Origin of the sequence: Kineosporia mesophila, assembly GCF_021129235.1 — a bacterium.
Taxonomy (GTDB): domain Bacteria; phylum Actinomycetota; class Actinomycetes; order Actinomycetales; family Kineosporiaceae; genus Kineosporia; species Kineosporia mesophila.
The window spans coordinates 146,554-169,392 of record NZ_JAJOMA010000015.1 but is presented as its reverse complement, the minus strand read 5'-3'; the positions used below and the strand labels follow the sequence as shown (position 1 = coordinate 169,392).

At 71.0% G+C, this 22,839-nt stretch carries 23 protein-coding genes; 13 read left to right on the top strand and 10 right to left on the bottom strand.

Annotation, left to right across the window (positions count from 1 at the left end; genetic code table 11):
* Positions 1 to 56: 56 nt before the first annotated feature.
* Genes LR393_RS21710 through LR393_RS21700 form a run of 3 tightly spaced genes read right to left on the bottom strand, consistent with a single transcriptional unit; the run spans position 57 to position 3,374 of the window.
* Positions 57 to 977 (bottom strand): glycosyltransferase, encoded by a 921-nt coding sequence (locus LR393_RS21710; protein ID WP_231485971.1) that lies wholly within the window; start codon positions 975 to 977, stop codon positions 57 to 59.
* Positions 956 to 2,119, bottom strand: coding sequence for a pyridoxal-dependent decarboxylase (locus LR393_RS21705; RefSeq protein ID WP_231485970.1), 1,164 nt, complete (start codon positions 2,117 to 2,119; stop codon positions 956 to 958). Before LR393_RS21705 ends, LR393_RS21710 begins: the two co-directional genes overlap by 22 nt.
* 1 nt (position 2,120) lies before the next feature.
* Positions 2,121 to 3,374, bottom strand: coding sequence for a nucleotide disphospho-sugar-binding domain-containing protein (locus LR393_RS21700; protein WP_231485969.1), 1,254 nt, complete (start codon positions 3,372 to 3,374; stop codon positions 2,121 to 2,123).
* A gap of 744 nt (positions 3,375 to 4,118) precedes the next feature.
* On the opposite strand from LR393_RS21700, the gene LR393_RS21695 reads away from it, so the two are divergent.
* A complete protein-coding gene (locus tag LR393_RS21695; RefSeq protein ID WP_231485968.1) occupies positions 4,119 to 4,895 on the top strand; it encodes an RICIN domain-containing protein in 777 nt (258 codons plus the stop codon).
* A gap of 122 nt (positions 4,896 to 5,017) precedes the next feature.
* Here LR393_RS21695 and LR393_RS21690 read toward each other — a convergent pair whose 3' ends face one another.
* Positions 5,018 to 5,938, bottom strand: coding sequence for an NADP-dependent oxidoreductase (locus LR393_RS21690; RefSeq protein WP_231485967.1), 921 nt, complete (start codon positions 5,936 to 5,938; stop codon positions 5,018 to 5,020).
* Positions 5,939 to 6,030: 92 nt separating this feature from the next.
* Here LR393_RS21690 and LR393_RS21685 point away from each other — a divergent pair, with 92 nt between their 5' ends.
* Together LR393_RS21685 and LR393_RS21680 are read left to right on the top strand one after the other, a co-directional pair.
* Complete coding sequence (locus LR393_RS21685) at positions 6,031 to 6,603, top strand: TetR/AcrR family transcriptional regulator (protein ID WP_231485966.1); 573 nt, start codon at positions 6,031 to 6,033, stop codon at positions 6,601 to 6,603.
* Positions 6,604 to 6,793: 190 nt separating this feature from the next.
* A complete protein-coding gene (locus LR393_RS21680; protein WP_231485965.1) occupies positions 6,794 to 7,648 on the top strand; it encodes a CAP domain-containing protein in 855 nt (284 codons plus the stop codon).
* A 166-nt stretch (positions 7,649 to 7,814) separates the two neighbouring features.
* Here LR393_RS21680 and LR393_RS21675 read toward each other — a convergent pair whose 3' ends face one another.
* Positions 7,815 to 8,465: a thymidine kinase gene (locus LR393_RS21675; RefSeq protein WP_231485964.1), complete on the bottom strand. Its 651-nt coding sequence runs from the start codon at positions 8,463 to 8,465 to the stop codon at positions 7,815 to 7,817.
* 355 nt (positions 8,466 to 8,820) lie between these two features.
* Here LR393_RS21675 and LR393_RS21670 point away from each other — a divergent pair, with 355 nt between their 5' ends.
* Positions 8,821 to 9,033: a DUF397 domain-containing protein gene (locus tag LR393_RS21670; protein ID WP_231485963.1), complete on the top strand. Its 213-nt coding sequence runs from the start codon at positions 8,821 to 8,823 to the stop codon at positions 9,031 to 9,033.
* Positions 9,034 to 9,100: 67 nt separating this feature from the next.
* On the opposite strand, the gene LR393_RS21665 is transcribed toward LR393_RS21670, so the two are convergent.
* Entirely contained in the window at positions 9,101 to 10,108 is a 1,008-nt protein-coding gene (locus LR393_RS21665) for a GlxA family transcriptional regulator (RefSeq protein ID WP_407937339.1), read from the bottom strand.
* A gap of 177 nt (positions 10,109 to 10,285) precedes the next feature.
* Here LR393_RS21665 and LR393_RS21660 point away from each other — a divergent pair, with 177 nt between their 5' ends.
* Positions 10,286 to 10,987, top strand: a complete 702-nt coding sequence (locus tag LR393_RS21660; RefSeq protein WP_231485961.1) for an alpha/beta fold hydrolase — start codon at positions 10,286 to 10,288, stop codon at positions 10,985 to 10,987.
* Positions 10,988 to 11,017: 30 nt separating this feature from the next.
* A complete protein-coding gene (locus tag LR393_RS21655) occupies positions 11,018 to 11,974 on the top strand; it encodes an alpha/beta hydrolase (protein ID WP_231485960.1) in 957 nt (318 codons plus the stop codon).
* A gap of 30 nt (positions 11,975 to 12,004) precedes the next feature.
* Here LR393_RS21655 and LR393_RS21650 read toward each other — a convergent pair whose 3' ends face one another.
* Both LR393_RS21650 and LR393_RS21645 read right to left on the bottom strand, forming a co-directional pair.
* Positions 12,005 to 12,760 carry a tyrosine-protein phosphatase gene (locus LR393_RS21650; RefSeq protein WP_231485959.1) on the bottom strand — a complete coding sequence of 252 codons (756 nt, stop codon included), beginning with the start codon at positions 12,758 to 12,760 and terminating at the stop codon, positions 12,005 to 12,007.
* Positions 12,757 to 13,785: a helix-turn-helix transcriptional regulator gene (locus LR393_RS21645; RefSeq protein ID WP_231485958.1), complete on the bottom strand. Its 1,029-nt coding sequence runs from the start codon at positions 13,783 to 13,785 to the stop codon at positions 12,757 to 12,759. The genes LR393_RS21650 and LR393_RS21645 overlap by 4 nt, the downstream gene beginning before the upstream one ends.
* 59 nt (positions 13,786 to 13,844) lie before the next feature.
* Between LR393_RS21645 and LR393_RS21640 the strand changes: the two genes are divergently transcribed.
* On the top strand, positions 13,845 to 14,201 hold the full coding sequence (locus LR393_RS21640) for a VOC family protein (RefSeq protein ID WP_231485957.1): 357 nt from the start codon (positions 13,845 to 13,847) through the stop codon (positions 14,199 to 14,201).
* A 23-nt stretch (positions 14,202 to 14,224) separates the two neighbouring features.
* Here LR393_RS21640 and LR393_RS21635 read toward each other — a convergent pair whose 3' ends face one another.
* Entirely contained in the window at positions 14,225 to 15,673 is a 1,449-nt protein-coding gene (locus tag LR393_RS21635; protein ID WP_231485956.1) for an MFS transporter, read from the bottom strand.
* 50 nt (positions 15,674 to 15,723) lie between these two features.
* Here LR393_RS21635 and LR393_RS21630 point away from each other — a divergent pair, with 50 nt between their 5' ends.
* The 3 genes from LR393_RS21630 to thrS all read left to right on the top strand — a co-directional run bounded on the left by LR393_RS21630 (position 15,724) and on the right by thrS (position 18,552).
* Complete coding sequence (locus LR393_RS21630; protein WP_231485955.1) at positions 15,724 to 16,338, top strand: TetR/AcrR family transcriptional regulator; 615 nt, start codon at positions 15,724 to 15,726, stop codon at positions 16,336 to 16,338.
* Between the two features lie 294 nt (positions 16,339 to 16,632).
* Positions 16,633 to 17,160 carry a nucleotidyltransferase domain-containing protein gene (locus LR393_RS21625; protein WP_231485954.1) on the top strand — a complete coding sequence of 176 codons (528 nt, stop codon included), beginning with the start codon at positions 16,633 to 16,635 and terminating at the stop codon, positions 17,158 to 17,160.
* A 147-nt stretch (positions 17,161 to 17,307) separates the two neighbouring features.
* Positions 17,308 to 18,552 (top strand): threonine--tRNA ligase, encoded by a 1,245-nt coding sequence (gene thrS / locus LR393_RS21620; RefSeq protein ID WP_345718637.1) that lies wholly within the window; start codon positions 17,308 to 17,310, stop codon positions 18,550 to 18,552.
* 2 nt (positions 18,553 to 18,554) lie between these two features.
* Here the strand turns inward: thrS and LR393_RS21615 are convergent, their stop codons facing one another.
* Positions 18,555 to 19,460, bottom strand: coding sequence for an alpha/beta hydrolase (locus tag LR393_RS21615; RefSeq protein ID WP_231485952.1), 906 nt, complete (start codon positions 19,458 to 19,460; stop codon positions 18,555 to 18,557).
* A 42-nt stretch (positions 19,461 to 19,502) separates the two neighbouring features.
* Between LR393_RS21615 and LR393_RS36560 the strand changes: the two genes are divergently transcribed.
* From LR393_RS36560 to LR393_RS21600, 3 genes are all read left to right on the top strand, one after another.
* Positions 19,503 to 20,180, top strand: a complete 678-nt coding sequence (locus tag LR393_RS36560; protein WP_231485951.1) for a response regulator transcription factor — start codon at positions 19,503 to 19,505, stop codon at positions 20,178 to 20,180.
* Between the two features lie 5 nt (positions 20,181 to 20,185).
* Positions 20,186 to 21,250: a HAMP domain-containing sensor histidine kinase gene (locus tag LR393_RS21605; protein ID WP_231485950.1), complete on the top strand. Its 1,065-nt coding sequence runs from the start codon at positions 20,186 to 20,188 to the stop codon at positions 21,248 to 21,250.
* A 102-nt stretch (positions 21,251 to 21,352) separates the two neighbouring features.
* Entirely contained in the window at positions 21,353 to 22,789 is a 1,437-nt protein-coding gene (locus LR393_RS21600) for a DUF4153 domain-containing protein (RefSeq protein WP_231485949.1), read from the top strand.
* Positions 22,790 to 22,839: the final 50 nt, after the last annotated feature.

Genomic DNA, 22,839 nt, shown 5'->3' with positions numbered 1-22,839 from the left:
CCGCCGTCCCGGGGAACCCCGGCGGTTCATCCACCCCCGCCGGCTTCCCTCTTCCCTCAGTCATCGCCGAACAATCCGCCCGGCGTCGCCTTTTCGAATTCGGCGCAGGAAGGGAGCTCGAGCAGGCGGATGACGTCGTTCAGGTTGAACGGGTTGATCGTGGGCAGGGGCAGGAGGAGCTGGGTGATGGGGGTGTTGTACTTCTCGGCGATGCGCCGGTAGTTCACGTACGACGACCACATGTTGGCGCCCTTGGACTTCGGGTGCGGGTAGTGCAGGGACGCCGCGCCACGCTCCAGCACGAACCGGGCGCCGTCGCGGTGCAGACGGTAGCCGAGGTCGATGTCCTCCCCACCCCACGACTGCAGGTCCTCGTCGAAACCGCCCAGCCGCCGGAGCTGTTCGGTGCCCGCCGAGACGTTGCAGGTCCAGTACACCGGCCAGGGGGCGGGCAGGTCGGCGAAGTCGTCGGTGTACTTGCCGTAGAACTCCTCGCGGAAGTCCAGGCAGCGGCCCGCCTGTGCCAGCCGGGCGATCGCGGTGTCGGCGTCCACCCCGTCGGCGGCGGCCCGGATCTCGTCGGCGCCGGCGTCGTCCAGGGCGAAACCGTAGACGTACCCGATCACCGCCGTCGGCCGGGCCTGCCCGTGGGCCGCCAGGTGCGCGGCCACGGCCCCGGAGTGCAGCAGCACCCCGTCGTCGACGAAGATGCACACGTCACCGGTGGCGTGCTCGATACCGACGTTGCGGGCGCGGGCCCCGCGGTAGCCCTCGTCGGGCTGGAAGTGGTAACTCAGCCGCAGCTTTTCCCGGTAACGCCCGGCCGTCTGAGCCGTGTCGTCGGACGAGCCGTCGTCGACCACGATCACGTCGAACGCCTCGCGGGGCAGGTCCTGCGCGGCCAGCGACTCCAGGGTCAGGGCCAGCAGGTGCGAGCGGTTGTAGGTCGGGATGATCACGGTGCCGGATGTGAGCACGGTGCCTCTTCTCTTGTTCTGGTCGCGGCCGCCATCGCGGCGACGAACCGGTGGATCCGCTCGGGGGTGACGCCGGGGGTGCAGACGATGTGGCTGGTGCCGCCGACGGCCGGCATCGGCCACTGCTCCAGCACCGCCGGGGGCGGGGTGGGGAAGGCGACGGTCAGTGCCTGGGGGTGGCTGCGCCAGGCGTCCCAGCCGATCGCGCGCAGGTGCCGGACCGCGAGCTGGGCCACGTCGCGTCCGTAGGCGGCCTGGGCCCGCAGGCCCTCCAGCCCGAGACGACGGATGTGGAACCACAGCAGCAGCGCGGCGTGACCGCTGCGGGAGCTGCCGACCAGGTCACCGGCTCCGCACAGCGACCCGGCCAGGTTCTCGATCTCGTCGGGCGGGGCCGAGGAGCTGATCACCACGCCGCACGGGAAGGGCGCCCCGAGGAACTTGTGCCCGCTGATCGAGAGGCTGTCCACCCCGCGGTCGTGCACCCCGAACGGCAGGGCCGCCGGGGTGCGGGAGGCCAGCGCCAGCGGCAGACCGGCGAAGGCGGCGTCCGCGTGGATGTAGTGATCGGTGACCCCCGCCCGGTCCAGGGCCCGGCGGATGTGGGGCACGTCGTCCACTGCTTCGGTCAGTGTCGTGCCGATCGTGGCCAGCACGATCGCCGAGGCCCCCGGAGCGAGCCTCAGCAGGTGCTCCAGCGCGACGTGATCCATCGCACCGGAACCGGTCACGGGCACGGTCACCGTCTCCAGCTGCAGCAGTCCCGCGACCCTGGTGACGCTCGGGTGCGCGGACGCCGAGTGGTAGAGCCGGGCCTTGGGCAGCAGCGTGCGGGCCCGCCAGAGCCCGTACATCACCCCCTCGGCGCCGCCGGAGGTGACATAACCCCAGCCGTCCGGTCCGGCCCCGAACAAGGTGGCCAGGAAGGTGACCAGCTCCCGCTCGAGATCCTTGGTGTGCCAGCCGAAGACCGGGTCCTGGTGGACGTCCCCGTAGTTGTTGAGCTCGTGGGACAGGAACGGGAGGAGCTCCGGCGGGAACGGGTTCGACCAGCCGGGGAAGCCCACCTTACGGTCCTCGGCGTGCCGCAGACGCTGCTCCAGGTCGAGGAGCCGGTCGAGAAGCCGGGCGCTCTCGGTCACCTCAGCCGTCCTGCGCGACGAGGCCGGCCACCGACGACAACGGGTCGTGCTCGGCGTACTGGCCACTCAAAGCCGTGGCCCGGCGGCGGTAGCCCGGATCGTCCAGGACGGCACGGACCGCCGCGCCGACCGCCGGCGCCGACGGGGTGCCGGTGCGCAGGTCGACACCGGTACCGCTCCACGTCACCCGGGCCGCGACCTCGGGCTTGTCCTCGGAGTCCCCGCCCACGATCACCGGGACCCCGTGCCGCAGGGCCGTGTTCACCCCGCCGTAACCGCCGTTGGTCACCATCACGTCGCAGTGCGGCAGCAGGCGCTCGAACGGCACGTACCCGGCCAGGATCGCGTTCGGCGGGACGTCGCCCAGCAGCCCGGCGAGTTCGGCCGGGCCGTCGGGCCGGCTGGTCACGGCCACCACGGTGATCCCGCTGCCGGCCAGCGCCTGCACCGTGGGCAGGATCAGGTCGGTCAGGTCCTCGTTGGCCAGGGTCCCCTGGGTGACCATCACGACCGGGCCGCCGGTCAGCCGCGGCCACCAGTCCGGTTCCCCGTACGGTTCGTGCAGCACGCGGGGCAGGGCACCGATGACGCGGAACGACGGCGGCGCGGACGGACGCGGATATTCGAAGCCTGGCACCGTCAGTTGCAGGAAATCGTCCGGTATCACGACCGCACTCGTGAAAATAAAATCAGGAAGATCGACATTCAAAGACCTGAAGACCTTTTCGGCGTGCTCCTGGAGTTCGGCGTAGTCCTCGCGGGCGGACGCGTTGAGCCGCCGGTTGCGCTCACGACCTTCCTCACCGTCCAGATAGGGATCGCCCGGCCCGAAGGGAGCGGTGTCGTCGCTGAGCAGCACCGGGGGCAGCACACCGATCCCGATCACCCGGGGACGACCCGCGCGACGGTCCGGATCGGCCAGGACCAGCGGCGCCGCCCCCAGGTAGACCGTGTCGTGGATGATCGCCGAGGGCCCGAAAGCCGCTGTGATGTCCGACATCTGCTGGCTCTGCGCAGGAACCGCGTCGACGAAGACCCGCCAGAAGAACGCGTGCATCGGCGGACCGACCCTGACCTGCGCGAAGGCCGGGAACGCGACCTCCATGGCCCGGTCGTCGAAGTCGGCCTCCGGGGCCACCGGCTCGAACCGGCAGCCGGCCGAGCGCACCTGGCCGGCGAAGCGCCGGCCGGTGCAGAAGAGCACGTCGTGGCCGCGGTCGACGAGGTCGGCGGCAATGGTGAGCAGGGGACCCACGTGACCATGGAAGGGCGTGGCCGAGATGACCAATCTTGACAAACTCGTCCTCCGATCAGGCTGTACGCCAAAGGATTTGGGAGCACACAGGCACCGGAACCGGAGGTCGGCCGGTTGGGTTGGACCGAGGGTACAGGAATTGTCCGGTTTGTCAGCCCGGCCCGGAAAAGCGTGCGCTTTGTTCTGTCGCGCAACGCATCAGGCCCGGCCACGCCGCCGGACGAAGATTTGTGCCCGATTTATCACCCCGTGGTTGACCGGTAATCCAGCCATGGGGTACTTCTGGTGCACACACCTCGCCGCACCGGTAAGCCAACTCCGGTCAGCACCCCAAGTTCCCTGTGCCGTCTCTGCTTTGGCCGATCCGTCTCCCACGATCCGAGGTCGCATGACTGACGCCGTCGGACTTCCCCCCGACGCGGGCAGCGTCTGTGTCCGGGAACGTCGGGGCACTACGCCGACGCCGACCCCCTCGTTCCCTCCGGCGATGCGAAAATCCACGACCTGCGCCGGTGCGCCGATCGCGCCCACGACGCCGGCGCGGTGAACGCCGCCCTGGCCGAGGCCGGGCGGCTGGTGAGCCGGGCCGCCGCCACGGCCGTGGGCGTCCCTCAGCCGCAAGGGATTGCCGGGGAACGACGGTTCACATGCGGTTCATGGCGTACTGACACACTGTGGGCTGACTTCGTCCGTGACCGTTGATCGTGGCGTGCCTGCCCGCGCGCCTGCCCCGAGGTGTGGCCCATGCGTACTCCCCGTCTCCTGTCGCGCGAGCGGCGCCCCGGTGCCGCGTTGATCTCGACCGGGCTCGTGCTCGTCGTGGCCGGTTCGGCGCTCGGGGCGCTGGCCTACACCTGGCCCGGCGATCCGGACGTCCAGCTGGCCGACGTCCCGCCGGTCACCCTGCCGCCGATCGCCAGTTCCACGGCGCAGGGCCCGACGTCGGCCCCTGCCACCTCGCTCCCGACCCCGTCGGCCACCCCGTCGGCCTCGGTCACGACCCGCGTCCGGACCGTGACCGTGACGGTGGTTCCGCCGGCCCCGACCACGGCGAAGAAGAAGACCACGACACCGGCCTTCACCAGCCCGTTCCTGATCCGGAACCAGAGCAGCGGACGCTGCCTCGACCTGCCGGACGACGGCCCGGCCCAGGCCGCCGCCGTCCTGACCCAGTGGAAGTGCACGGCCGGGACCAGCGAGAACCAGGAGTTCGAGCGGATCAAGGTGTCTCAGGGGATCCTGCTCAGCAACGTCAAGAGCCAGCTGTGCATCGACCTGGTCGGCTACGACTCCGTGCCCGCCGGCAGCAACGCCCTGCTGGGTCAGTGCGTGCGCAACGCCACCGACAACGCCGTGTTCCGCAGCCAGGCCAAGGGTGCGGGCTTCCAGCTGGTGAACGTGAAGAGCAACCTCTGCCTGGACCTGGTCGCCGACGACCCGGAGGGTGAGGTCGGCAACGGCCGCAACATCGTGATGACCACCTGCAGCTCAGCCGCCACCCAGATCTGGACCTTCGCCTGATCACCGTCCGTCTCCTTTGTTCGTGATCATGCAAAGTGTCCCCCGCGTTCCAGAACTCCTGCCGTCACAGTTCTAGAACTCCGGGGACACTTTGCATGATCACGGAGGTTTTTTGGGGGGGTTCACGCCTCGACGTCGAGGGCGATCTTTCCTCGGCGCGGGCCCGGGGCTTCGGCCAGCGTGTGGGCGCGCCAGGCGTCCTTCAGCTCGAAGACCTCCTGCAGCGGCACCCGGAAGCGGCCCTCGACGGCCAGCCGGGCGGCCTCGGCCAGACCGTGCTCACCGCCCGGCTCCCCGGCGAGCGCTCCCAGGGACAGGGCCACGCCGAGTCCGGGGGCGGCGAGATCGGCGAGGCTGAGCACCCGCTGGGCCGATCCCGTGATCGCGATCAGTTCCGGCAGCGAGCCCTTCCCGGCGATGTCCAGGGCCACGTCCGCCTGTCGTACCCGGGCGCGCAGGTCCGGACCGTAGACCATCGGCTGCGCCCCGAGACTCTCGACGAAGGAGCGGTTCTCCGCCCGGGCCGTGCCGATGACGCGCAGCCCGCGGGCGATGGCCAGCTGCACCACCACGCTGCCGACTCCCCCGGCCGCGCCGTCCACGAGCAGCGTCTGCCCGGCCCGGACCTTTAGCCGGTCCAGGACCCGGGTGGCGGTCTCCACGCTGGTCCCGGCTGCTCCGGCCTGGTGCCAGGGCAGGGCCGCGGGCCGGTGGGACCAGAAGGTGAGCACCGCGAACTGGGCGTTCGCGCCACCGAGCGTGCGGACGTCCACTGCTCCGAAGACCTCGTCCCCCACGTTCGTGAGCGTGACCGCGTCCCCGATCTCGTCGACCACACCGGCCGCGTCCACCCCCGGGACGTGCGGGAGCTCAAGGCGGGCCGCGGCCGCCGTGGTGCCCGAGCGCAGGGCCGCGTCGACCGGCGTGACCCCGCCCGCCCGCACCCGGATCCGGATCTGCCCCGGGCCCGGGTGCGGTTCCGGGGCCTCACCGGTGCGCAGCACCTCGGGTGGCCCGAAAGATGAATAATGGACGACGAACACGAGTTCTCCTCAGAGCCTGGCGGTCGGGGCTGCCGGGTACCGTAGGCCGGCCGGCGGCGGCCCGGTCCCGGAAACCCAGCGAAGTGAGACAGATGAACCCGCAGACGTCCCGGAAACCGCGCACGGACGCGCATCTCAACCGCCTGCGCATCCTCGGCGCCGCCCGGCGGGCCTATGCCACCGACGGCCTCGACGTGCCGGTGAGGACCATCGCCGGGCGGGCGGGGATCGGCACCGCCACGCTGTACCGGCACTTCCCCACCCGCACCGACCTGCTCGACGCCGTCCTCGCGGAACGGGTGGTGGCCTGCGAGGCCGATCTGGTGCGGGCCCAGGCCGATCCGGACGCCTGGTCGGGGCTGACCCGGGTGATCCGGCACTTCGCCGACACCCAGCTCAGTGACCCGGCGATCACCCAGATGCTGCTGGGCACATCCTCATTCGTCGACCGGCGCCGCGACCACGCCCAGGCGCTGAACGAGCTCGTGCACCGGGCCCGGGAGGCGGGGGCCCTGCGTGAGGGGGTGACGGTGACCGATGTGCGTGCGGGCCTGCTGGCGATCGCCTCGATCGGCGTGCGCCCGGCCGGCCGGGCGCACGACACCGTGCGGCGCCTGGAGAATCTGCTGCTGGCCGGGCTGCGGTCGGTGCCGGGCCCGCGGTGACGTGACGAGACCGGTGGACGCCGGTCTTCGGCAAAATCTTTGAGGCCCTGCATTAACTACCCGGTCACGTCGGCATAACGGTGGTCCGCACAACGCCCGTGAGAATGTGACGGCTGAGCACTGAATGGCGTTCGCAACGCCTTTCGGCATGAGCACGCCTTAATCCGCGATCGTGCTAGACCTCTCGCCCATGGCCCTGACACGTCACCAGAAGATCCGGAAATTCCGGCCCGTCCTGATCGCGGGCGTCACCGCCGTGGTCGTCGGAGGCACCGGCGCCGCCTTCGCCTGCACCCCGTGGGCGGGTAATGGCTCTGCTGCCAACGCCTCTCCCATCTCCGGCCACACCCGGAACACGCCGAGCGCCTCGGCGACCACCGGCCCTGACACCGACACCCCCACCAGCCGGGCGACATCACCCGATGCGCAGGAGGTCCGGCAGAACCGTCGTCGCGGGCACCACGGCCACCACCCGAAGCCGACCGCGACCCCCAACCAGACCCCGACGTCCACTGCCGGCAACCCCAGCCCGCCGCCGGCCGAACCGACCACGGACCCCGACGAGACCACCCCGGCACCGTCCGGCACCACCAGCACGAGCCCCACGGCCACTGCCCCCACCGGAGGCACCGGCAACAGCCAGGTGGCCAAGTACCAGGCCGAGGTGCTCGCCCTGAGCAACGCCGAGCGTGCTGCGGCCGGATGCAACGTCAAGCTCACGGCCAACGCGGCCCTCACCAAGGCCGCCCAGGCCCACGCCGAGGACATGCTGAAGAACAACTACTTCAGCCACGACAGCCAGGACGGCACGGGCGCGTTCGAGCGGATCACCGCCGCCGGTTACACCTGGAGCGGTGCGGCCGAGAACATCGCGGCCGGGCAGGCGACGCCCGCGGCCGTGATGAAGACCTGGATGAACTCGGCCGGCCACAAGGCCAACATCCTGAACTGCGGCCTGACCGAGCTGGGAGTGGGCTACGCCGCAGGCAGCGGCGCCGCCTACGGCCAGTACTGGGTGCAGGACTTCGGCTCACCGAGGAAGTAACCCCCGGCGGATCCGTCCCCCGGCGTACCGGGGGGCGGATCCAGAGTGACTACGAGCTACTGTCAGCCTACCCGCGGCCAGACCGTGTTCCCGCAGCCGGGCACCGGGCCGCTTCCGGTCTCAGGCACGAGCCGCTTCCGGTCTCAGGCACGAGCCGCTTCCGGTCTCAGGCACGGGCCGACCGGTCACTCGCGGCTTCCCGCACGTCCACCGACGTCGCCACCGTCTGCTGCCGCATGTGATGACGACGGCACAGCACCTCGTAGGCCACCGCCCCGGTGGCGCCGCTGGTGACGTCACCCACCACGACCTGCTCGCCGGCCACGACCATCACGCCGTTGACCGTGCGGGCGTTGTGGGTGGCGCGGGCACCGCACCAGCACAGGGCCTCGGCCTGGGAGCCGACGATGCGGTCGGCCAGCTCGATGAACCGGGCCGAGGAGGGGAACAGCTTGGTGCGGAAGTCCGACAGCAGACCGAACGCGAACACGTCGATGTCGTGGTCGTCGACGAGCAGGGCCAGCTGCTCGACGTGGGACGGGGTGTAGAAGTGCACCTCGTCACACACCAGGTAGTCCACCGTCTGGCCGGTCGTGATGCGGTCCGTGACGGCCTGGAGCAGATCCGTGTCGTCGTGCACTTCGATCGCCGGCCGGGACAGGCCGATGCGGCTCGAGATCACGGCCTCGCCGGACCGGTCGAACCGGGAGAACAGCAGGCCCTGACGGCCACGGATGCGATGGTTGTGATCGGTCTGAAGGGCCACGGTCGACTTGCCGCAGTCCATCGTCCCGGAGAAGAACACGAGTTCGGACACCCCGGTATCCTGCCAGGCCCGGGAACCGGCCAGGACCTTCCCCGGTACCGGCCGGGACCCGGCGCGGTGTCGATGAGGGGCCACCCGCCCCTTCCGTGATCATGCGAACCGTCCCGGGGAAGTGGGGACATCCCCCCGGTCCGCTCACGCGACGGCGGTGGCCAGCCTCGTCACCGTCTCACCGTCGATGACGTAGGTACGACGACCGTCGACGGTCAGGAAGGTGGTCCCGCCCTCGACGCTCCACAGCAGGTCGTCGACCAGGAGGGAACCGCCAGCAGCCGGTGCTCGACGAGATGAGGCGGCGTTATGCCAGTCTGGTTACTCAGGCAGTTCACCTCAAGGAGTACGAGCGATGAGCACCGACGACGTCACCTGGATCAAGGCCACCAAGTCCGGTAACAACGGCGATTGCGTTGAGCTGGGCGCCAGCGAGGGCAACGCATCGGTGGTCTACCTGCGGGACAGCAAGAACAAGCAGGGCGCGGTCCTGGCGCTCGCCCCCTCCGAGATCGCGGCGTTCATCGACGGCGCCAAGAAGGGCGAGTTCGACCACCTCGCCCTCTGACGTAGTCGCCTCACCCGGGTGTGGGGGCGGCATCCCCGGATACCGTCCCCACACCACCGACTGCTGTTTACCCGGCGGCGTCGTTCTCGCCGAGCCCGGACCGGGCCGTGGACCGGAACCGCTGCTGATACTTCAGTGGTGAGATGCCCAGGCGGGCGACGAACGCCCGGCGCAACGACTCGGCGCCGCCGTACCCGGACAGCAGGGCGGCCTGGGCCACGGTCGAACCGGCGTCGAGCTTGGCCCGGGCGGCCTCGAAACGGATCGAGGCCAGGTACTCCATCGGCGTGCAGTCGAGTTCCTCGCGGAACATCCGGGCCAGGTGCCGCACGCTGACGCGGGCGTGGTCGGCGAGCTTCTGGGCGGTGAAGGGCTGGGCCGGGTCGGCCTGGATCAGGTCGACGACCAGGCGGACGACCGGGGTGCGGGGAGCGGGGCCGGCCAGCTGGGCGGAGAACTGCGACTGACCCCCGGCCCGCTGGAGATAGACCAGCAGCGACTGGGCGACCCGGCGGGCCGCGTCGGCGCCGTGGTCCTCCTCGACCAGGGCCAGGCCCAGGTCGATGCCGGCGACCACCCCGGCCGAGCTGTAGACGTTGCCGTCGCGCACGAAGATCGAGTCCGGCTCCACCAGCACGCGCGGGTAGTCCTTGGTCAGGCGCTTGGTGAACTTCCAGTGCGTGGTGGCCCGGCGGCCGTCGAGCAGCCCGAGGGCCGCCAGCACGAAGGCCCCACTGCAGATACTCGTCACCCGTCGGGCCCGGGGCACCAGCAGCGCGGTGGCCTCCAGCACGGCCGGGGTGACGAACGAGGGCGGGGCGGACTCGCTGCCCGGCACCACCAGGGTGTCGAGGTCGTTCACGTCGGCCGCGACGGCCATCACCTCGACCCGGGCTCCGACAGACGTGTTCACCGGCTTGCCGTCGGGTGAGATCAGTACCACCTCGTAGTTACCCACGGTCTGGTTGGCCTCAATGAAAACCTCGGCCGGACCGGCGAAGTCAAGCATCTTCACATAATCGAACACGAGGACGCCGATGCGCAGCCGCCCCTTTCGCACTGCCACTACGGCCACCCGTCCAGCTTGGTCACATCACCGACACACCCGGTCCACGCGGGACCGGGCGTCATCATCGCACCGTTGTCTGAGGGTGTCGGATTCCGAGGGTTTCCCGTCCGGAGGAGAGGGGTCGTCAGGCCCGTGCCCCGGGCAGGCTGGGGGGGCACGAACCCCCACCAGGAGCACCCATCCATGTCTGACGCCAAGCCCACGATCGTCCTCGTGCACGGCGCCTTCGCCGATGCCGCCGGCTGGGCACCGGTCACCCGGATCCTGCTGGACCAGGGCTTCCCGGTGATCGTGCCGTCCGTGCCCAACCGCACCCTGAGCGGCGACTCCGCCTACATCCGCTCGGTCGTCGAGCAGATCGAGGGCCCGGTCGTGCTGGCCGGTCACTCCTACGGCGGCGCGGTCATCACCGTCGCGGGTGTCGCGGAGAGCGTCACCGCGCTGGTGTACATCGCCGGTTACGCCCTGACCGAGGGCGAGAGCCTGGGCGAGTTGCAGGGCGGCTTCCCCGACTCCGACCTGGCCGCCCACCTGGTGCAGAACACCACGCCGGTCGACGGCCCCGAATTCACCGTCGAGACAGCCGCCTTCGGCGAGGTTCTGGCCGCCGGACTGGACCCGAAGGTGGCGCAGGTGCTGGCCGCCGGACAGCGGCCCCTGGCCGCGGCCGCGTTCGGTGAGGCCGCCTCTGTCGCGGCGTGGCGCACGAAGCCGAGCCGGGCGATCGTCGCCGCGGCCGACCGCACGATCAACCCCGACGTCGAGCGTTTCGGCTACCAGCGCGCCGGCATCGAGCACGTGGTCGAGCTGGACGGCCCGCACCTGCTCATGCAGACGCACCCGGCCGAGGTCGCGAAGGTCATCACCGACGCCGCCGCTCTCTGAAAACCCTTACCCCTTTAGGAAGTCATTCTCATGCCCGGACAAGAACCCGTCCTCGAGACCGCCGCCCAGGAATTCGCCGACGCGACCAGCAAGCCGCCGTTCCTCTACGAGCTCACCCCCGCCGACGGCCGCGCCGCGGTCGACGGTGTGCAGGGCGGTGACGTCGCCGTCCCCGAGGCCGACGTCGAGGAGCTGACCATCACCGGCGGCCCCTCCGGCTCGGTCTCGATCCGGATCCTCCGCCCGGTCGGCACGACCGGCCCGCTGCCGGTGCTGCTGTACACGCACGGCGCGGGCTGGGTGTTCGGCAACGCCCACACGCACGACCGCCTCGTCCGTGAGCTCACGGTCCGCGCCCAGACCGCAACGGTTTTCGTGAACTACAGCCTCTCCCCCGAGGCCAGGTACCCGACGGCCATCGACGAGGTCTACGCGGCCCTGGAGTGGATCGCCGCCGAAGGCGCGAACCACGGTATGGACCCCTCACGCATCGCGGTGGCCGGCGACTCGGTCGGCGGCAACATGACCGCCGCCACGACGATCCGCGCCAAGCAGCGCGGCGGCCCGGCGATCGCGGCGCAGGTGCTGTTCTACCCGGTGACCGACGCGAACTTCGACACCGACTCGTACGAGCAGTTCCAGACCGGCTACTTCCTGGCCCGCGAGGGCATGAAATGGTTCTGGAACCAGTACACGACCGACGAGGCCCAGCGCGCCGAGATCACCGCCTCCCCGCTGCGGGCAACCCTCGACGACCTGGCCGGCCTGCCCCAGGCCCTCGTCATCACCGGTGAGGCCGACGTGCTGCGCGACGAGGGCGAGGCCTACGCCGCGAAGCTGCGCCAGGCCGGCGTGCGGGTCACGGCCGTGCGTTATCAGGGCATCATCCACGACTTCGTGATGGTGAACTCGATGCGCGACACCCAGGCCGCCCTGGGTGCGACCCGCCAGGCCGGCGAGTTCCTGTTCGACACCCTGCACGCGTGACGAACGCCTAGGACAGCCCGGGCCGGGACCTCAGGTTCCCGGCCCGGGCTCCGCCCTGACATCGGTAAGAAGCCGACGTCGCAACTGCTCCACCGTCTCCGGATCCAGGTTCACGTGATCGGTGAGATACCCCTGCACCGAACCATATTCAGCCTCCAGGTCGGCCAGAGTCAGCTCCATGACCACCGCGGGGGCCCGGCCGTACCAGGGCCATCGCATCTGCCGGTCCGGGTTCGCGGTGTGCCAGTCGGCCAGTAGCCGGGCCGTCGCCAGCTCGGTGAGGGCGAAGTCGGCCAGCACGTCGTCGCGCGGGACCCCGAGCAGGGTGAGCAGCAGGGCCGCGATCAGGCCGGTGCGGTCTTTTCCCGACGTGCAGTGGAACACCACCGGAACCGGCGACTGCGCCAGATGCCCGATCACCCGCCGGATCTCGTCGGCCCCGTCATCGGCCACCTCGGCGAAGCGGTCGGCCAGGTAGCGCCACGGATCGAGATCCGGGTCGATCATGGCCTGGTCGTAGGGCCGGTGCTCGATGCTCAGGTTCACGTACTCGAAGCGTTCCGCCTCGGGCACCCGGCCCCGGGCCTCGATCTCCCAGGGATGGCGCAGGTCGATCACGGTGCGGATGCCCAGGCCCAGGAAGGTCTCCCAGTCGGCCCCCTGCAGCTTGCCCAGCGAGTCCGCCCGATAGACCGTGCGCGGCACCACGTAAGCCCCGTCACTCGTGCGGTAGCCGACCAGATCGCGGACATTGTGCAGCCGCTCGAACCCGATGTGCCGGTTCACGATCCATCCCTCTCGATTAAATGATGGACGTCCATCAGCCTTTGCGCGAGATCCCTCACCAGCCGTCGGGCCGGCTCGGGAGCGACGATCTCGATGTGCTCCCCGAACTGGAGCAGCTGCCGCACACCCGCGGTCTCCTCGTACGCGACCGTCAGGGACACGCGTCCATCATCCAGATCGGTGATCTCCCGCAGCCGCGTGCCGAGAATCCGGCGCGCGAGGTCGAGCCGGTCGCGCGCCAGATGGGCCGTGACGATCACCTCGTCGCGGCGTTCCAGCTTCTCCCCCAGCTGCCGGGCCACGGACGCGAGGTCGGCGCCCTCGCGCAGCCGGCGGGGTTCGTCCAGCGCCTCCCAGCCGGAAACCCTCGCCAGCGCGAACATTCGGGGGATGCCCAGCTCGTCGGCGATCAGGTACCAGCGCCCGCCCCGGCTGAGTAGACCGTAGGGGTCGACCGTCAGATGATGGACGCGGTCGGTACCGCTGCGCCGGTACCGAAGGGTCAGGCGGTGGCCGGTGCGCAGGGCATCGGCGAGCGCGGCGACGTCGACGGCCGGTGGGTCGTCGGTGAACCACGGGCGGTTGTCGACCGTGACGACGTCGGCCAGGGACAGCGGTGAGGAGTTCACGACCCGGCGTTCGCGGTCGAGCTTGCCCGGCTTCGAGCGCGCCGCGGACTCCCCGCCCGACCGGCGGGCACGGTCGAGCTTGCCCAGCGCCGAGCGCGCCGCGGACTCCCCGCCCAGCTGACGGGCACGGTCGAGGTCCAGCCCGACCGTGCGCAGGAGGTCGGCCTCGGTGGTGGTGAGCCGGGACAGGTCCACCTGGTCGCCGGGCAGCAGGCTGACCCCGCCGTAGCGCCCGCGCTCGGTGACGACCGGGATGCCGGTGGCGACCAGGTCGTGAATGTCACGTAGCACCGTGCGCACCGAGACCCCGAGTTCGGCGGCCAGGTCGGGGGCCGTGGTCTGCGGGTGCGCCTGGAGGGCGGCGAGCAGCTCGATCAGTCGCTGAGGACGGGCCATGGACATTCCTTGCCGATAACCTGACAGTCGGTGTCAGGTTATCGCGACACTCTGACGTCATGACAGCGCCCAACCTTTTCCTGATCTACGTGACCGACGTGCCGCGCGCGACGGCCTTCTACAGCAACCTGTTCGGGATCGAGCCGGTGATGCTCACCCCCCGCTACGTGCCGTTCGAGGCGGCCCCGGGTGTGCTCTTCGCCCTCTGGAGCGGACGCTCCGACACCGTGACACCGCAGGTGCCCCGTACTTCCGAGGTCGGCCTGATGACGAAGCAGCCGGTCGACGAGCTCTTCGCGCAGTGGGTGGCCAAGGGCGTCACCGTGGCCGAGGAGCCCCACGACGAGGTGTTCGGGCGCACGTTCGTGGTCACGGATCCGGACGGCAACCTGATCCGGGTCTCCCCGTTCGACTGACAGATCGCCGGACAGCTCGCGCTTCACAGCGACACGGTCTCGGTGGCTCGTCGGCTGCGGGCGAAGCCCCAGCCCACGAGCACCGCGGCCAGGGCGGTGAGCGTGAGCGCGGCGATCGTGACCGCGTGCTGAAACTGGACGATCTGGTGGGCGTTCCAGTCCGGGTCGGAGATGGCACCGGTGAACAGGGCCGCCAGGAAGGTGCCGGAAATGGCGACACCTACGCCGGAGGTGACCTGGGTGGCCGTGTCGACGAGGGCCGCACCGATCGTGGTGCGGTTCTCCGGCAGGCCGCGCATCACGTTGACCGCGGCGACGACACCGACCACGCGCAGACCGGCGGCCACGAGCACGAGGGCCAGCGCGATCCAGACGTACGCCAGACGGCCCAGCCCGGCGTAGACGGCGAGCCCGGACACGACGGCCGCAGAGCTGATCCAGGCCGCGCGATCGAGACCGACGCACTCGACGAACGGCCGCACCAGCGCACCGCCGGCGATGAGCACGACCACCTGGGGCAGCAGGCCGACCGCCGTGTGGGCCGGCGACCAGCCCCACTGCAGCTGTAGCTGCAACGTCACCAGGTAGCCCAGGCCGGCGGTGGCCAGCCCGGCCGCGGCCTTGAACGCCAGGCCGCCGGAGACCAGGGGCAGGGCCACGAGCCGCAGGTCGAGCAGCGGGAATCGGGCCGAGCGCTCACGGACCACGAATCCGGCGGCCCCGGCGAGGGCCGCGGCGGCGCTCGCCCACGGCCACCCGGATCCGGTGCCCTCCTCGACGAACAGGGTGGGGGCGACCAGCGCGAACACGATGGCCGCGGTGGCCAGCCCGGCCCCGGTGACGTCGACGGGGTCGCGGTGCAGTTCGGACTCGGTGTCGGCGGCGATACCGGCGTGCACCCCGGCGAACGCGAGCACGGCGATCGGCACGTTCACCAGCAGCAGCACCGGCCACGGGGCGATCGTGAGCACGAAACCGCCGAGCGTCGGCCCGATCGCGAGCCCGACCAGACCGACGGTGGAGATCAGGGTGGTGGCCCGTACGCGCAGGTCGTCGTCGGTGTACAGGCGGAAGGCCAGGGCCATCGAGCCGGGCGTGGTCATCGCGGCGGCGACGCCCATGACGGCCCGGACGGCGATGAGCTGCTCGGCGGTGGTGACGAAGGCCGTCGCCAGACTCGCAAGCCCGAGCAGCGCCAGGCCGATGAGCATGATGCGGCGGCGGCCGAACCGGTCGGCCAGGGCTCCGAAGGCGAGCATCAGCCCGCCCAGGACGACCGCGTAGGAGTTGGTGACCCACTGCAGGGCGCTGGTGGAGGCGTCCAGCTCGCGGCCGATGGTGGGGAGGGCGACGCTGAGGATCGAGTTGTCGAGCATTTCGAACAGGAACACGGCGGACAGGCCCGCCAGTGCCATCCAGGCACCGCGCAGGGACTGGGGGGCGGCGCCTACAGTGGAGGCTTCGGAGGTCATGCAACTAAGCTAAGTGACTAAGCTAAGTTACACAAGACAACGGGAGACGGATGCCCAGGACCAGTACGCGGGGCGGCCCGCAGACGCGGGCGAGGATTGCCCAGATCGCGGACAAACTGTTCTACGAGCACGGGTTCGAGAACGTGACGGTCGCCCAGGTCGCCAAGGAGGCCGGGGTCTCCAGCGTCACGGTGTTCAAGCACTTCCCCCGCAAGGAAGACCTGTTCCTGGACCGCTCGGAAGACGCCGTCGAACTGCTGCGGTCGGCCGTGCGCGACCGCGCCACGGGCACCGACGTACTGGAGTCGCTGCGGGTCATGGCGCTCGGGCTCACCGCCACCAGCCACCCGCTCTCCGGCCTCGACCCCGCGTCCGACCCCTTCTTCGCCACGCTCGCCGCGTCCCCCGCCCTGATCGCCCGGGCCCGCGACATCGCCTCCGACCTCCAGCAGACCCTCACCGCCGAGCTGGAGCAGGACGGCACCTTCGACGGCGATGCCCCGCTGCTGGCCGCCTTCTTCATCGCCGGGTACAGCAGCGTGCTGGTGGAGACGGCGCGCCGCCGCATCGCCGGTGCGTCGCCCGAGCGTGCGACCGACGACCACCGCACCCGCCTGGAGGGGATGTTCGCCGCCCTGCGCAACGGGGTCCTCACGCGTCGGTAGGCCGACGCTGGGGTTTCAGCCGTCCCGGCCGAACCGCCGGGCGATTGCCGGCCCACAACGCTCGACGGTGGAGGGGAGGCCGGTGTCCGATAGAGGATCACCGCACCAGCCCCAGAACGACCCGTCGCACAGGCCGGGAGTCCCCGCCGACACCGCTTGACCTGTGCGACGGGTCTGCTGCGTCACCGCGAGCTCCCCCAGCGTGGAAGGGTTCTGGCCGGCCTGGCGGTAAGGCGTGAACGGGTCGTCCCGGGATGCGCACACAGCCCCACGGCGAGGCGGAGAATCCCGGACATGGCGACCAGCACACCACCCGGATCCCGGACCGAACTCGGCGACGTGCTCACCGTGCTCGACCTGGCCGGCAGCGCCCGCGTCTGGATCGACGGGGGCTGGGGCGTCGACGCCCTTCTGGGCCGGCAGACCCGCGACCACGGCGATCTCGACCTGGCGATCGAGGCCCGGCACCTGGACGCCTTCGTCGGCACCCTGTCGCACCACGGGTTCACGGCGGTCGGGGAGGACGGCGCGACGGCCTGGAACTTCCTGCTGGCAGGTCCCGGCGGTGCGGTCGTCGATCTGCACGTCATCGTGCTGGACGAGCACGACAACGGGGTTCTCGGGCCGGTGGGGAAAGGGGCCGTGTACCCGGCGGAATCCCTGACCGGGCACGGCGTCCTGGGCGACCGGCCGGTCAGCTGCATCGCCGCCGCCTGGGTCGTGCGCTTCCACGATGCCTACGCGGGGGACGCCGACGACCGGGCCGACGTACGGGCGCTGTGCGACCGGTTCGGGCTGGTCGTGCCCGAGCAGTACCGGTGACCCCACCGGTCCCGGGGAGAAACGGCGACGGCCCTGCTACGGTGGTCGGCATGAAGCGCGCTGCCATGACGACGACGCCGGAAAGTCTCCCGGCGCGCTGAAACCTGTTTTCAAAGCCCCGGGGTGAGCACCCCGGGGCTTTTTCGTGTGGTCGCTCACCCCTCTTCCCGGAGGAGAGCCATCATGTTCGACCACCGCAAGATCGGCCGCGAGCTGGGCCTGTTCGACACCGACCCGCTGATCGGGGCGGGTCTGCCCTACTGGCTGCCCGAGGGCGCGACCGTGCGCCACACCCTGGAGGAGTACATCCGCACCGCCGAGCGCAAGGCGGGGTACCAGCACGTCTACTCCCCCGTGCTCGGCAAGCGGGAGCTGTACGACATCTCCGGCCACTGGGGCCATTACCGCGACGACATGTTCCCGCCCCTGGACCTGGGCGGTGAGCAGGTGGTGCTGCGGCCCAGCCTGTGCCCGCACCATGCCCTGATCTACCGGTCACGGCTGCACAGCTACCGCGAACTTCCCTTCCGCCTGGCTGAACTCGGCGGCATGTACCGTTCCGAGCGGTCCGGGGTGCTCGGCGGCCTGACCCGGGTGCGGGCGATCCAGCTCAACGACGCCCACATCTTCTGCACTCTCGACCAGGTCACACAGGAGGCCCGGGCCGCGCTGGCGATGATCCGCGACGCCTACGCCGCGCTCGGCATCACCGCCTCCCGCTACCGGCTGTCCCTGCCCGGTCCGGGAGGCAAATACGTTGCGGCGCCGGAGCAATGGGACCGTGCCACCGCCTTGCTGACCGAGGTGCTCGACGGCCTGCCCTACGAGGCGGTCGAGGGCGAGGCCGCTTTCTACGGGCCGAAGATCGACGTGCAGGTCACCGACAGCGTGGGCCGGGAGTCGACCCTTTCCACCGTGCAGGTGGACTTTCATCAACCCGAGCAGTTCGACCTGCACTACGTCGGCGCGGACGGGGCCAGGCACCGCCCGGTCATGGTGCACCGCAGCATCATCGGCAGCGTGGAACGGGCGGTGGCGCACCTGATCGAGCAGCACGGCGGCGCCTTCCCGCCCTGGCTGGCCCCGCACCAGGTGGCGATCATCCCGATCTCCGGCGCCGAGATGCCGCACGCCCAGGACCTGGCCCGGCGCTGCCTCGACCGCGGGCTGCGCCCCCGGGTCGTCACCCCGGACGGTGACAGCCTGGGCGCCAGGATCCGGGAGAGCCGCCTGATCCCTTATCAGGCCGTCATCGGGGCCCGCGAGGCCGCCGACGGTCAGGTCGCCCTGCGCCTGCGCGACGGACGACGCCTCGACCCCCGGCCCGCCGATCAGCTGCTCAGCCGGATGGAGGCCCTCGTGAGATCCCACCGCGTCGAGCTGTGGGACTGAGGTCAGGCCAGGTGCTGGGCCAGGAAACGGAACTGGTCCGGCACCTGGCTGCGCCAGTAGTTCGTGGTGTGCGCCCCGTCCCCGATCGAGCCCTGCGGCGCCGGGTCGCACCGGCTGCGGTACCGCTTCGTCTCGGCACAGAACGGGTCGTCGCTGCCGCAGGAGACACTCAGCGGGAACGCGCCTTTGATACCGGGGCGGCGGGACAGGGCACCCCATCGGGTGAAGTCCTCGGCGTCGTCGAAGGAACCGGCCGAGCTCGCCGCGCCGCCGGCGAACAGGGCCGGGCTCGACGCCGCCGCGGCCACCAGCTGCCCGGGCTCGCCGAAGCGCCCGTGGGTGGCCTCGCGCGCCAGCAGGAGGGATCCGAAACCGCCCATCGAATAGCCCATGCTGGCGACCTTCTTCGTGCTGAAGCCGAGCCCGGCGACCCGTGGCAGCAACTCGTCCTGCAGCATGGCCAGCGCATTGTCGCCGGACGCCCGCGGATGCCAGTAGGTCTCGCCGCCGTCCACGGAGACCACCCCGAACGGCGCCCCACCCTCCTGCACGTGCTGGGCCAGGTACTGGTGCAGGGCCAGGCCGTCGAACGCCGAGTGAGCGTTGTCACCGCGGCCGTGCAGCACCAGCACCACCGGCAGCCCGTCGGGGTCCTGGCCGGGCGGGGTCACCCAGCCCCACGTGACCTCCCGGCCCCGGGCGGCGGAGTCGAACCTCTCGTAGGCCGGGTCCGAGCCGCCGGCGTCGGGCGCTCCCGCCACCACCTGCCCGATACCCAGCGTGCGCCGCAGCCGGGCCCGTCCGGGCAGGACGCCGTTGAGCGAGCCGGCCACGGCCGCGCCGGACAGCGCGAGGCCCGAGACCCCGGTCAGCAGGACGCGGCGGGTGATCTGACCGGAAGAAGCCATGACGGGGATTATGCCGGGTACAAGATGCCGTAGTTTCACCCCGTGCAGCGGGTTCTCGTGGTGGAAGACGATCTGGTGATCGCCGACGCGGTCGCGCGCCGGCTGAAGAAGGAGGGTTTCGCCGTCGACGTCGTGCACGACGGGCGCGCGGCGGTGGAAACCTTCCGCGACGAGACCGATCTCCTGGTGCTCGACGTCATGCTCCCCGGCCTGGACGGGCTGGAGGTCTGCCGCCGCGTGCAGGCGGTACGGCCGGTTCCGGTGCTCATGCTCACCGCCCGCGCCGACGAGGCCGACCGCATCATCGGCCTGGGGGTCGGGGCGGACGACTACCTGACCAAGCCGTTCAGTCCCCGTGAGCTGGTGGCCCGGGTCCGGGCGCTGCTGCGACGGGTGGAGCGGGCCGAGGAACTGGCCCGCCGGCGGGCCGGTCTGGACCTGGGCCAGGGCCTGACCGTCGACGTGGCGGCCCGCCGGGTGGATCTGGCCGGGCAGGAGATCCATCTGACCCGCACCGAGTTCGACCTGCTGCACGCGCTGGGCCGCCGGGCGGGCGAGGTGGTGCTGCGCGAGACCCTGCTCACCGAGGTCTGGTCCTGGCCCGAGGCGCCGAAGACCTCCCGGGCCATGGACACCCACGTGAAGGCGCTGCGCCGCAAGCTCGGGCCCGGCCGGATCCGCACGGTGCACGGCGTCGGCTATGCCCTGGAAACACCGTGACGACGATGGACCATCTTGCGGAACTCTGGGACCGGCTGCGCCCGCTCGACCCGGTGCCCTCGATCAAGATGAAGTTCGCCCTCCTGGTGGCGGTGAACCTGGTGCTCACCGCCGGCGTGACCTGGTACGCGGTGGTGGAACTGCACTGGCGCACCCGCTACGGCATGATCGTCGCCAGCCTGATCGTGCTGGCCGTCAGCCAGGTCGTGGGTCACGGCATGACCCTGCCGCTGCGCCAGATGACCGCCGCCGTGCGGGAACTGGCGGCCGGCCGCCCGGCCCCGCCCCTGCAGACCAACAGTCGCGACGAGGTCGGTGAGCTGGCCCGGGCCTTCACCGTCATGGCCGCGCAGCTCGCCGCGGTCGATCAGCAACGACGGCAATTGCTGGCGGACGTCGGTCACGAGTTGCGTACGCCCGTCGCCGCCCTGCGCGCCCAGGTCGAGAACCTGGTGGACGGGGTGCGCGCCCCGGACGAGCCGGCGCTGGGTCAGGTACTGGCCCAGGTCGAGCGGCTCGGTGACCTGCTCACCCAGTTCCTGCACCTGGCCGGCACCGACGGCGGGGCGCAGACGCTGCAGCGCCGGCCCGTCGGCCTGAAGGAGCTGATCGCACCGGTGGTGACCGAGATCCGCACCGCCCGGCCCGGACCCTCGATCACCGTCGACGTCTCCCCCGGGCTGGTCGCCGACGTCGACCCCGCCCGGATGAGCCAGGTGCTCACCAACCTGCTGGACAACGCGGCCCGTCACGCCGGGGACGGCGGAAAGGTGACCGTGAGCGCCCGCGCGCTCACCTCGTCCACCATTTCGGGTCTGGCCCTCGAGGTGACCGACGACGGACCCGGCATCCCTCGTGAGGACTGGCAGAGCGTTTTCGAGCGGTTCGGCTCCGGATCACCCGCCGCCCAGGGCACCTCGCGACTGGACGGCGGAACCGGCCTGGGTCTGGCCATCGCCCGCTGGGCCGTGGTGCTGCACGGCGGGCGGATCGCGGTCGTGCCCGCCGACGGTGACGGCTGCCGGATCCGCGTGGAGATCCCGGCCCGCCCCGGACCGAAAGAGTTCTAGAACTCCGGGGAGGTTTTGCATGATCACGGAGAAATGGTTCTTCACGGAATCTCCACAACGTGGCCACAGGATGCTCCCCGGGTCACTCCTACCGTCGGCGGCATGAACGACACCCCGGGCCTCGGTCTGTCCACGCCGGACTGGCCCGATCCGCCGCCACCACGGCTGAGACTGCTGGTGGGAGCGCTGCTCTGCGCCGGGTCGGCCGCTTTTCTGCTGACGGACACCGCGTTCGGGATCAACGTGCCGGTGACCACCTCCCTGATCGCGGCCACCGTGCTGCTGTCCCGGCGATCACGCGCCGAGGGACACCCCCGGTCCGGCGTCGTCCTGACCGTGATCGCCCTGCTGCTCAGCACGGTGGCGGTGCTGCGGGCGAGCGAGTGGCTGGTGGTGGGCTGCATCCTCGCCTCGGCCACGCTCGCCACCACCGTGTCGCTCGGCACCCGGACCTGGAAGACGCTGCTGGCGACGGGTTTCCTGTTCGGCGAGGCGACGTTGCGGGCCGTTCCGTGGGCTGCGGCGACCGGGCTGCGGCACCGGCCCCGGCACCTGCCGTTCCGGGCCCCGGCCTCGGTGTTCAGTGGGGTGGCCACTGGCCTGGTCTGCGCGGTGATCGTGGGCGCGCTGCTGGCCAGCGCCGATGCCGGCTTCGCGCAGGTGCTGTCGGACGTCGGGGGCTGGTTCGTGGTCGACGTGCCCCGTTCCGACGTGATCGCGGCCCGGATCATCACGTTCGGTGTCGTGACGCTCTTCGTGCTCGGTCTGGGTTTCGCCGACTCGTCAGCGCCGCGCCGCTCTCCCGACCGCCCGGGCGACCGGCACCCGGCCGAGTGGCTGGTGCCGCTGGTGCTGGTCGCGGTCACCATCGCGGCCTTCCTCGCCGTCGACGCCACCCGCCTGTTCGGCGCCGGGCCGGCGGCGCCGACCAGCACGCACGCCGAACGGGCCCGTGAGGGGTTCGGCCAGCTGATCGTGGTGACGGTGCTCGTGCTGCTGCTCATCGGCTGGGCCGGGCGCTTGGCCGCGCCCCGTCACCGCCGGCTGCTCGCGGCGGGCGGCGGGCCCCTGCTGGCCCTGACCCTGCTGCTGGCCATCTCCGCCCTGCGCCGCCTGTGGCTGTACATGAGCGAGTTCGGCTGGACCGTGACCCGTTTCAACGCGGGCGCGTTTGAGCTGTGGGTGGTCGGGGTACTGGTCCTGGTCGGCGGCACCTGGCTGGTCCGCCGCACCGACCTGCTCCCCCGCCTGACCGCGGGCTCGGCCGGCGTCGGTCTCCTGGTCGTGGCGCTGGCCGGTCCCGATGCCGTGGTCGCCGCCGCCGACGTGCGCCGCTACGAACGCACTGGTGACATCGACGTCTTCTATCTGTCGCGTCTGTCGCCCGACGCGACCCCCGCCCTGTCGAAGCTGCCCGACGACGTCCGCCCCTGTGCACTGCCCCGGCTACCAGACGATCACCCCTGGTACTCCTGGAATCTCAGCCGTTCACGGGCCGACAACCGGTCCGACTGGCCCGCGCAGTGTCTCCGCGACTGACGAAGCGGCTGACGAAGCGAGCCATTGACCAGTGCAGTGACCAGCGAACG

What these genes read in the sequence shown, in the direction of transcription:
- LR393_RS21695 (WP_231485968.1), top strand. Translation starts at nt 4,119, where the DNA reads ATGCGTACTCCCCGTCTCCTGTCGCGCGAGCGGCGCCCCGGTGCCGCG.
- LR393_RS21685 (WP_231485966.1), top strand. Translation starts at nt 6,031, where the DNA reads ATGAACCCGCAGACGTCCCGGAAACCGCGCACGGACGCGCATCTCAAC.
- LR393_RS21680 (WP_231485965.1), top strand. Translation starts at nt 6,794, where the DNA reads ATGGCCCTGACACGTCACCAGAAGATCCGGAAATTCCGGCCCGTCCTG.
- LR393_RS21670 (WP_231485963.1), top strand. Translation starts at nt 8,821, where the DNA reads ATGAGCACCGACGACGTCACCTGGATCAAGGCCACCAAGTCCGGTAAC.
- LR393_RS21660 (WP_231485961.1), top strand. Translation starts at nt 10,286, where the DNA reads ATGTCTGACGCCAAGCCCACGATCGTCCTCGTGCACGGCGCCTTCGCC.
- LR393_RS21655 (WP_231485960.1), top strand. Translation starts at nt 11,018, where the DNA reads ATGCCCGGACAAGAACCCGTCCTCGAGACCGCCGCCCAGGAATTCGCC.
- LR393_RS21645 (WP_231485958.1), bottom strand. Translation starts at nt 13,785, where the DNA reads ATGGCCCGTCCTCAGCGACTGATCGAGCTGCTCGCCGCCCTCCAGGCG.
- LR393_RS21640 (WP_231485957.1), top strand. Translation starts at nt 13,845, where the DNA reads ATGACAGCGCCCAACCTTTTCCTGATCTACGTGACCGACGTGCCGCGC.
- LR393_RS21635 (WP_231485956.1), bottom strand. Translation starts at nt 15,673, where the DNA reads ATGACCTCCGAAGCCTCCACTGTAGGCGCCGCCCCCCAGTCCCTGCGC.
- LR393_RS21630 (WP_231485955.1), top strand. Translation starts at nt 15,724, where the DNA reads ATGCCCAGGACCAGTACGCGGGGCGGCCCGCAGACGCGGGCGAGGATT.
- LR393_RS21625 (WP_231485954.1), top strand. Translation starts at nt 16,633, where the DNA reads ATGGCGACCAGCACACCACCCGGATCCCGGACCGAACTCGGCGACGTG.
- LR393_RS21615 (WP_231485952.1), bottom strand. Translation starts at nt 19,460, where the DNA reads ATGGCTTCTTCCGGTCAGATCACCCGCCGCGTCCTGCTGACCGGGGTC.
- LR393_RS21605 (WP_231485950.1), top strand. Translation starts at nt 20,186, where the DNA reads ATGGACCATCTTGCGGAACTCTGGGACCGGCTGCGCCCGCTCGACCCG.
- LR393_RS21600 (WP_231485949.1), top strand. Translation starts at nt 21,353, where the DNA reads ATGAACGACACCCCGGGCCTCGGTCTGTCCACGCCGGACTGGCCCGAT.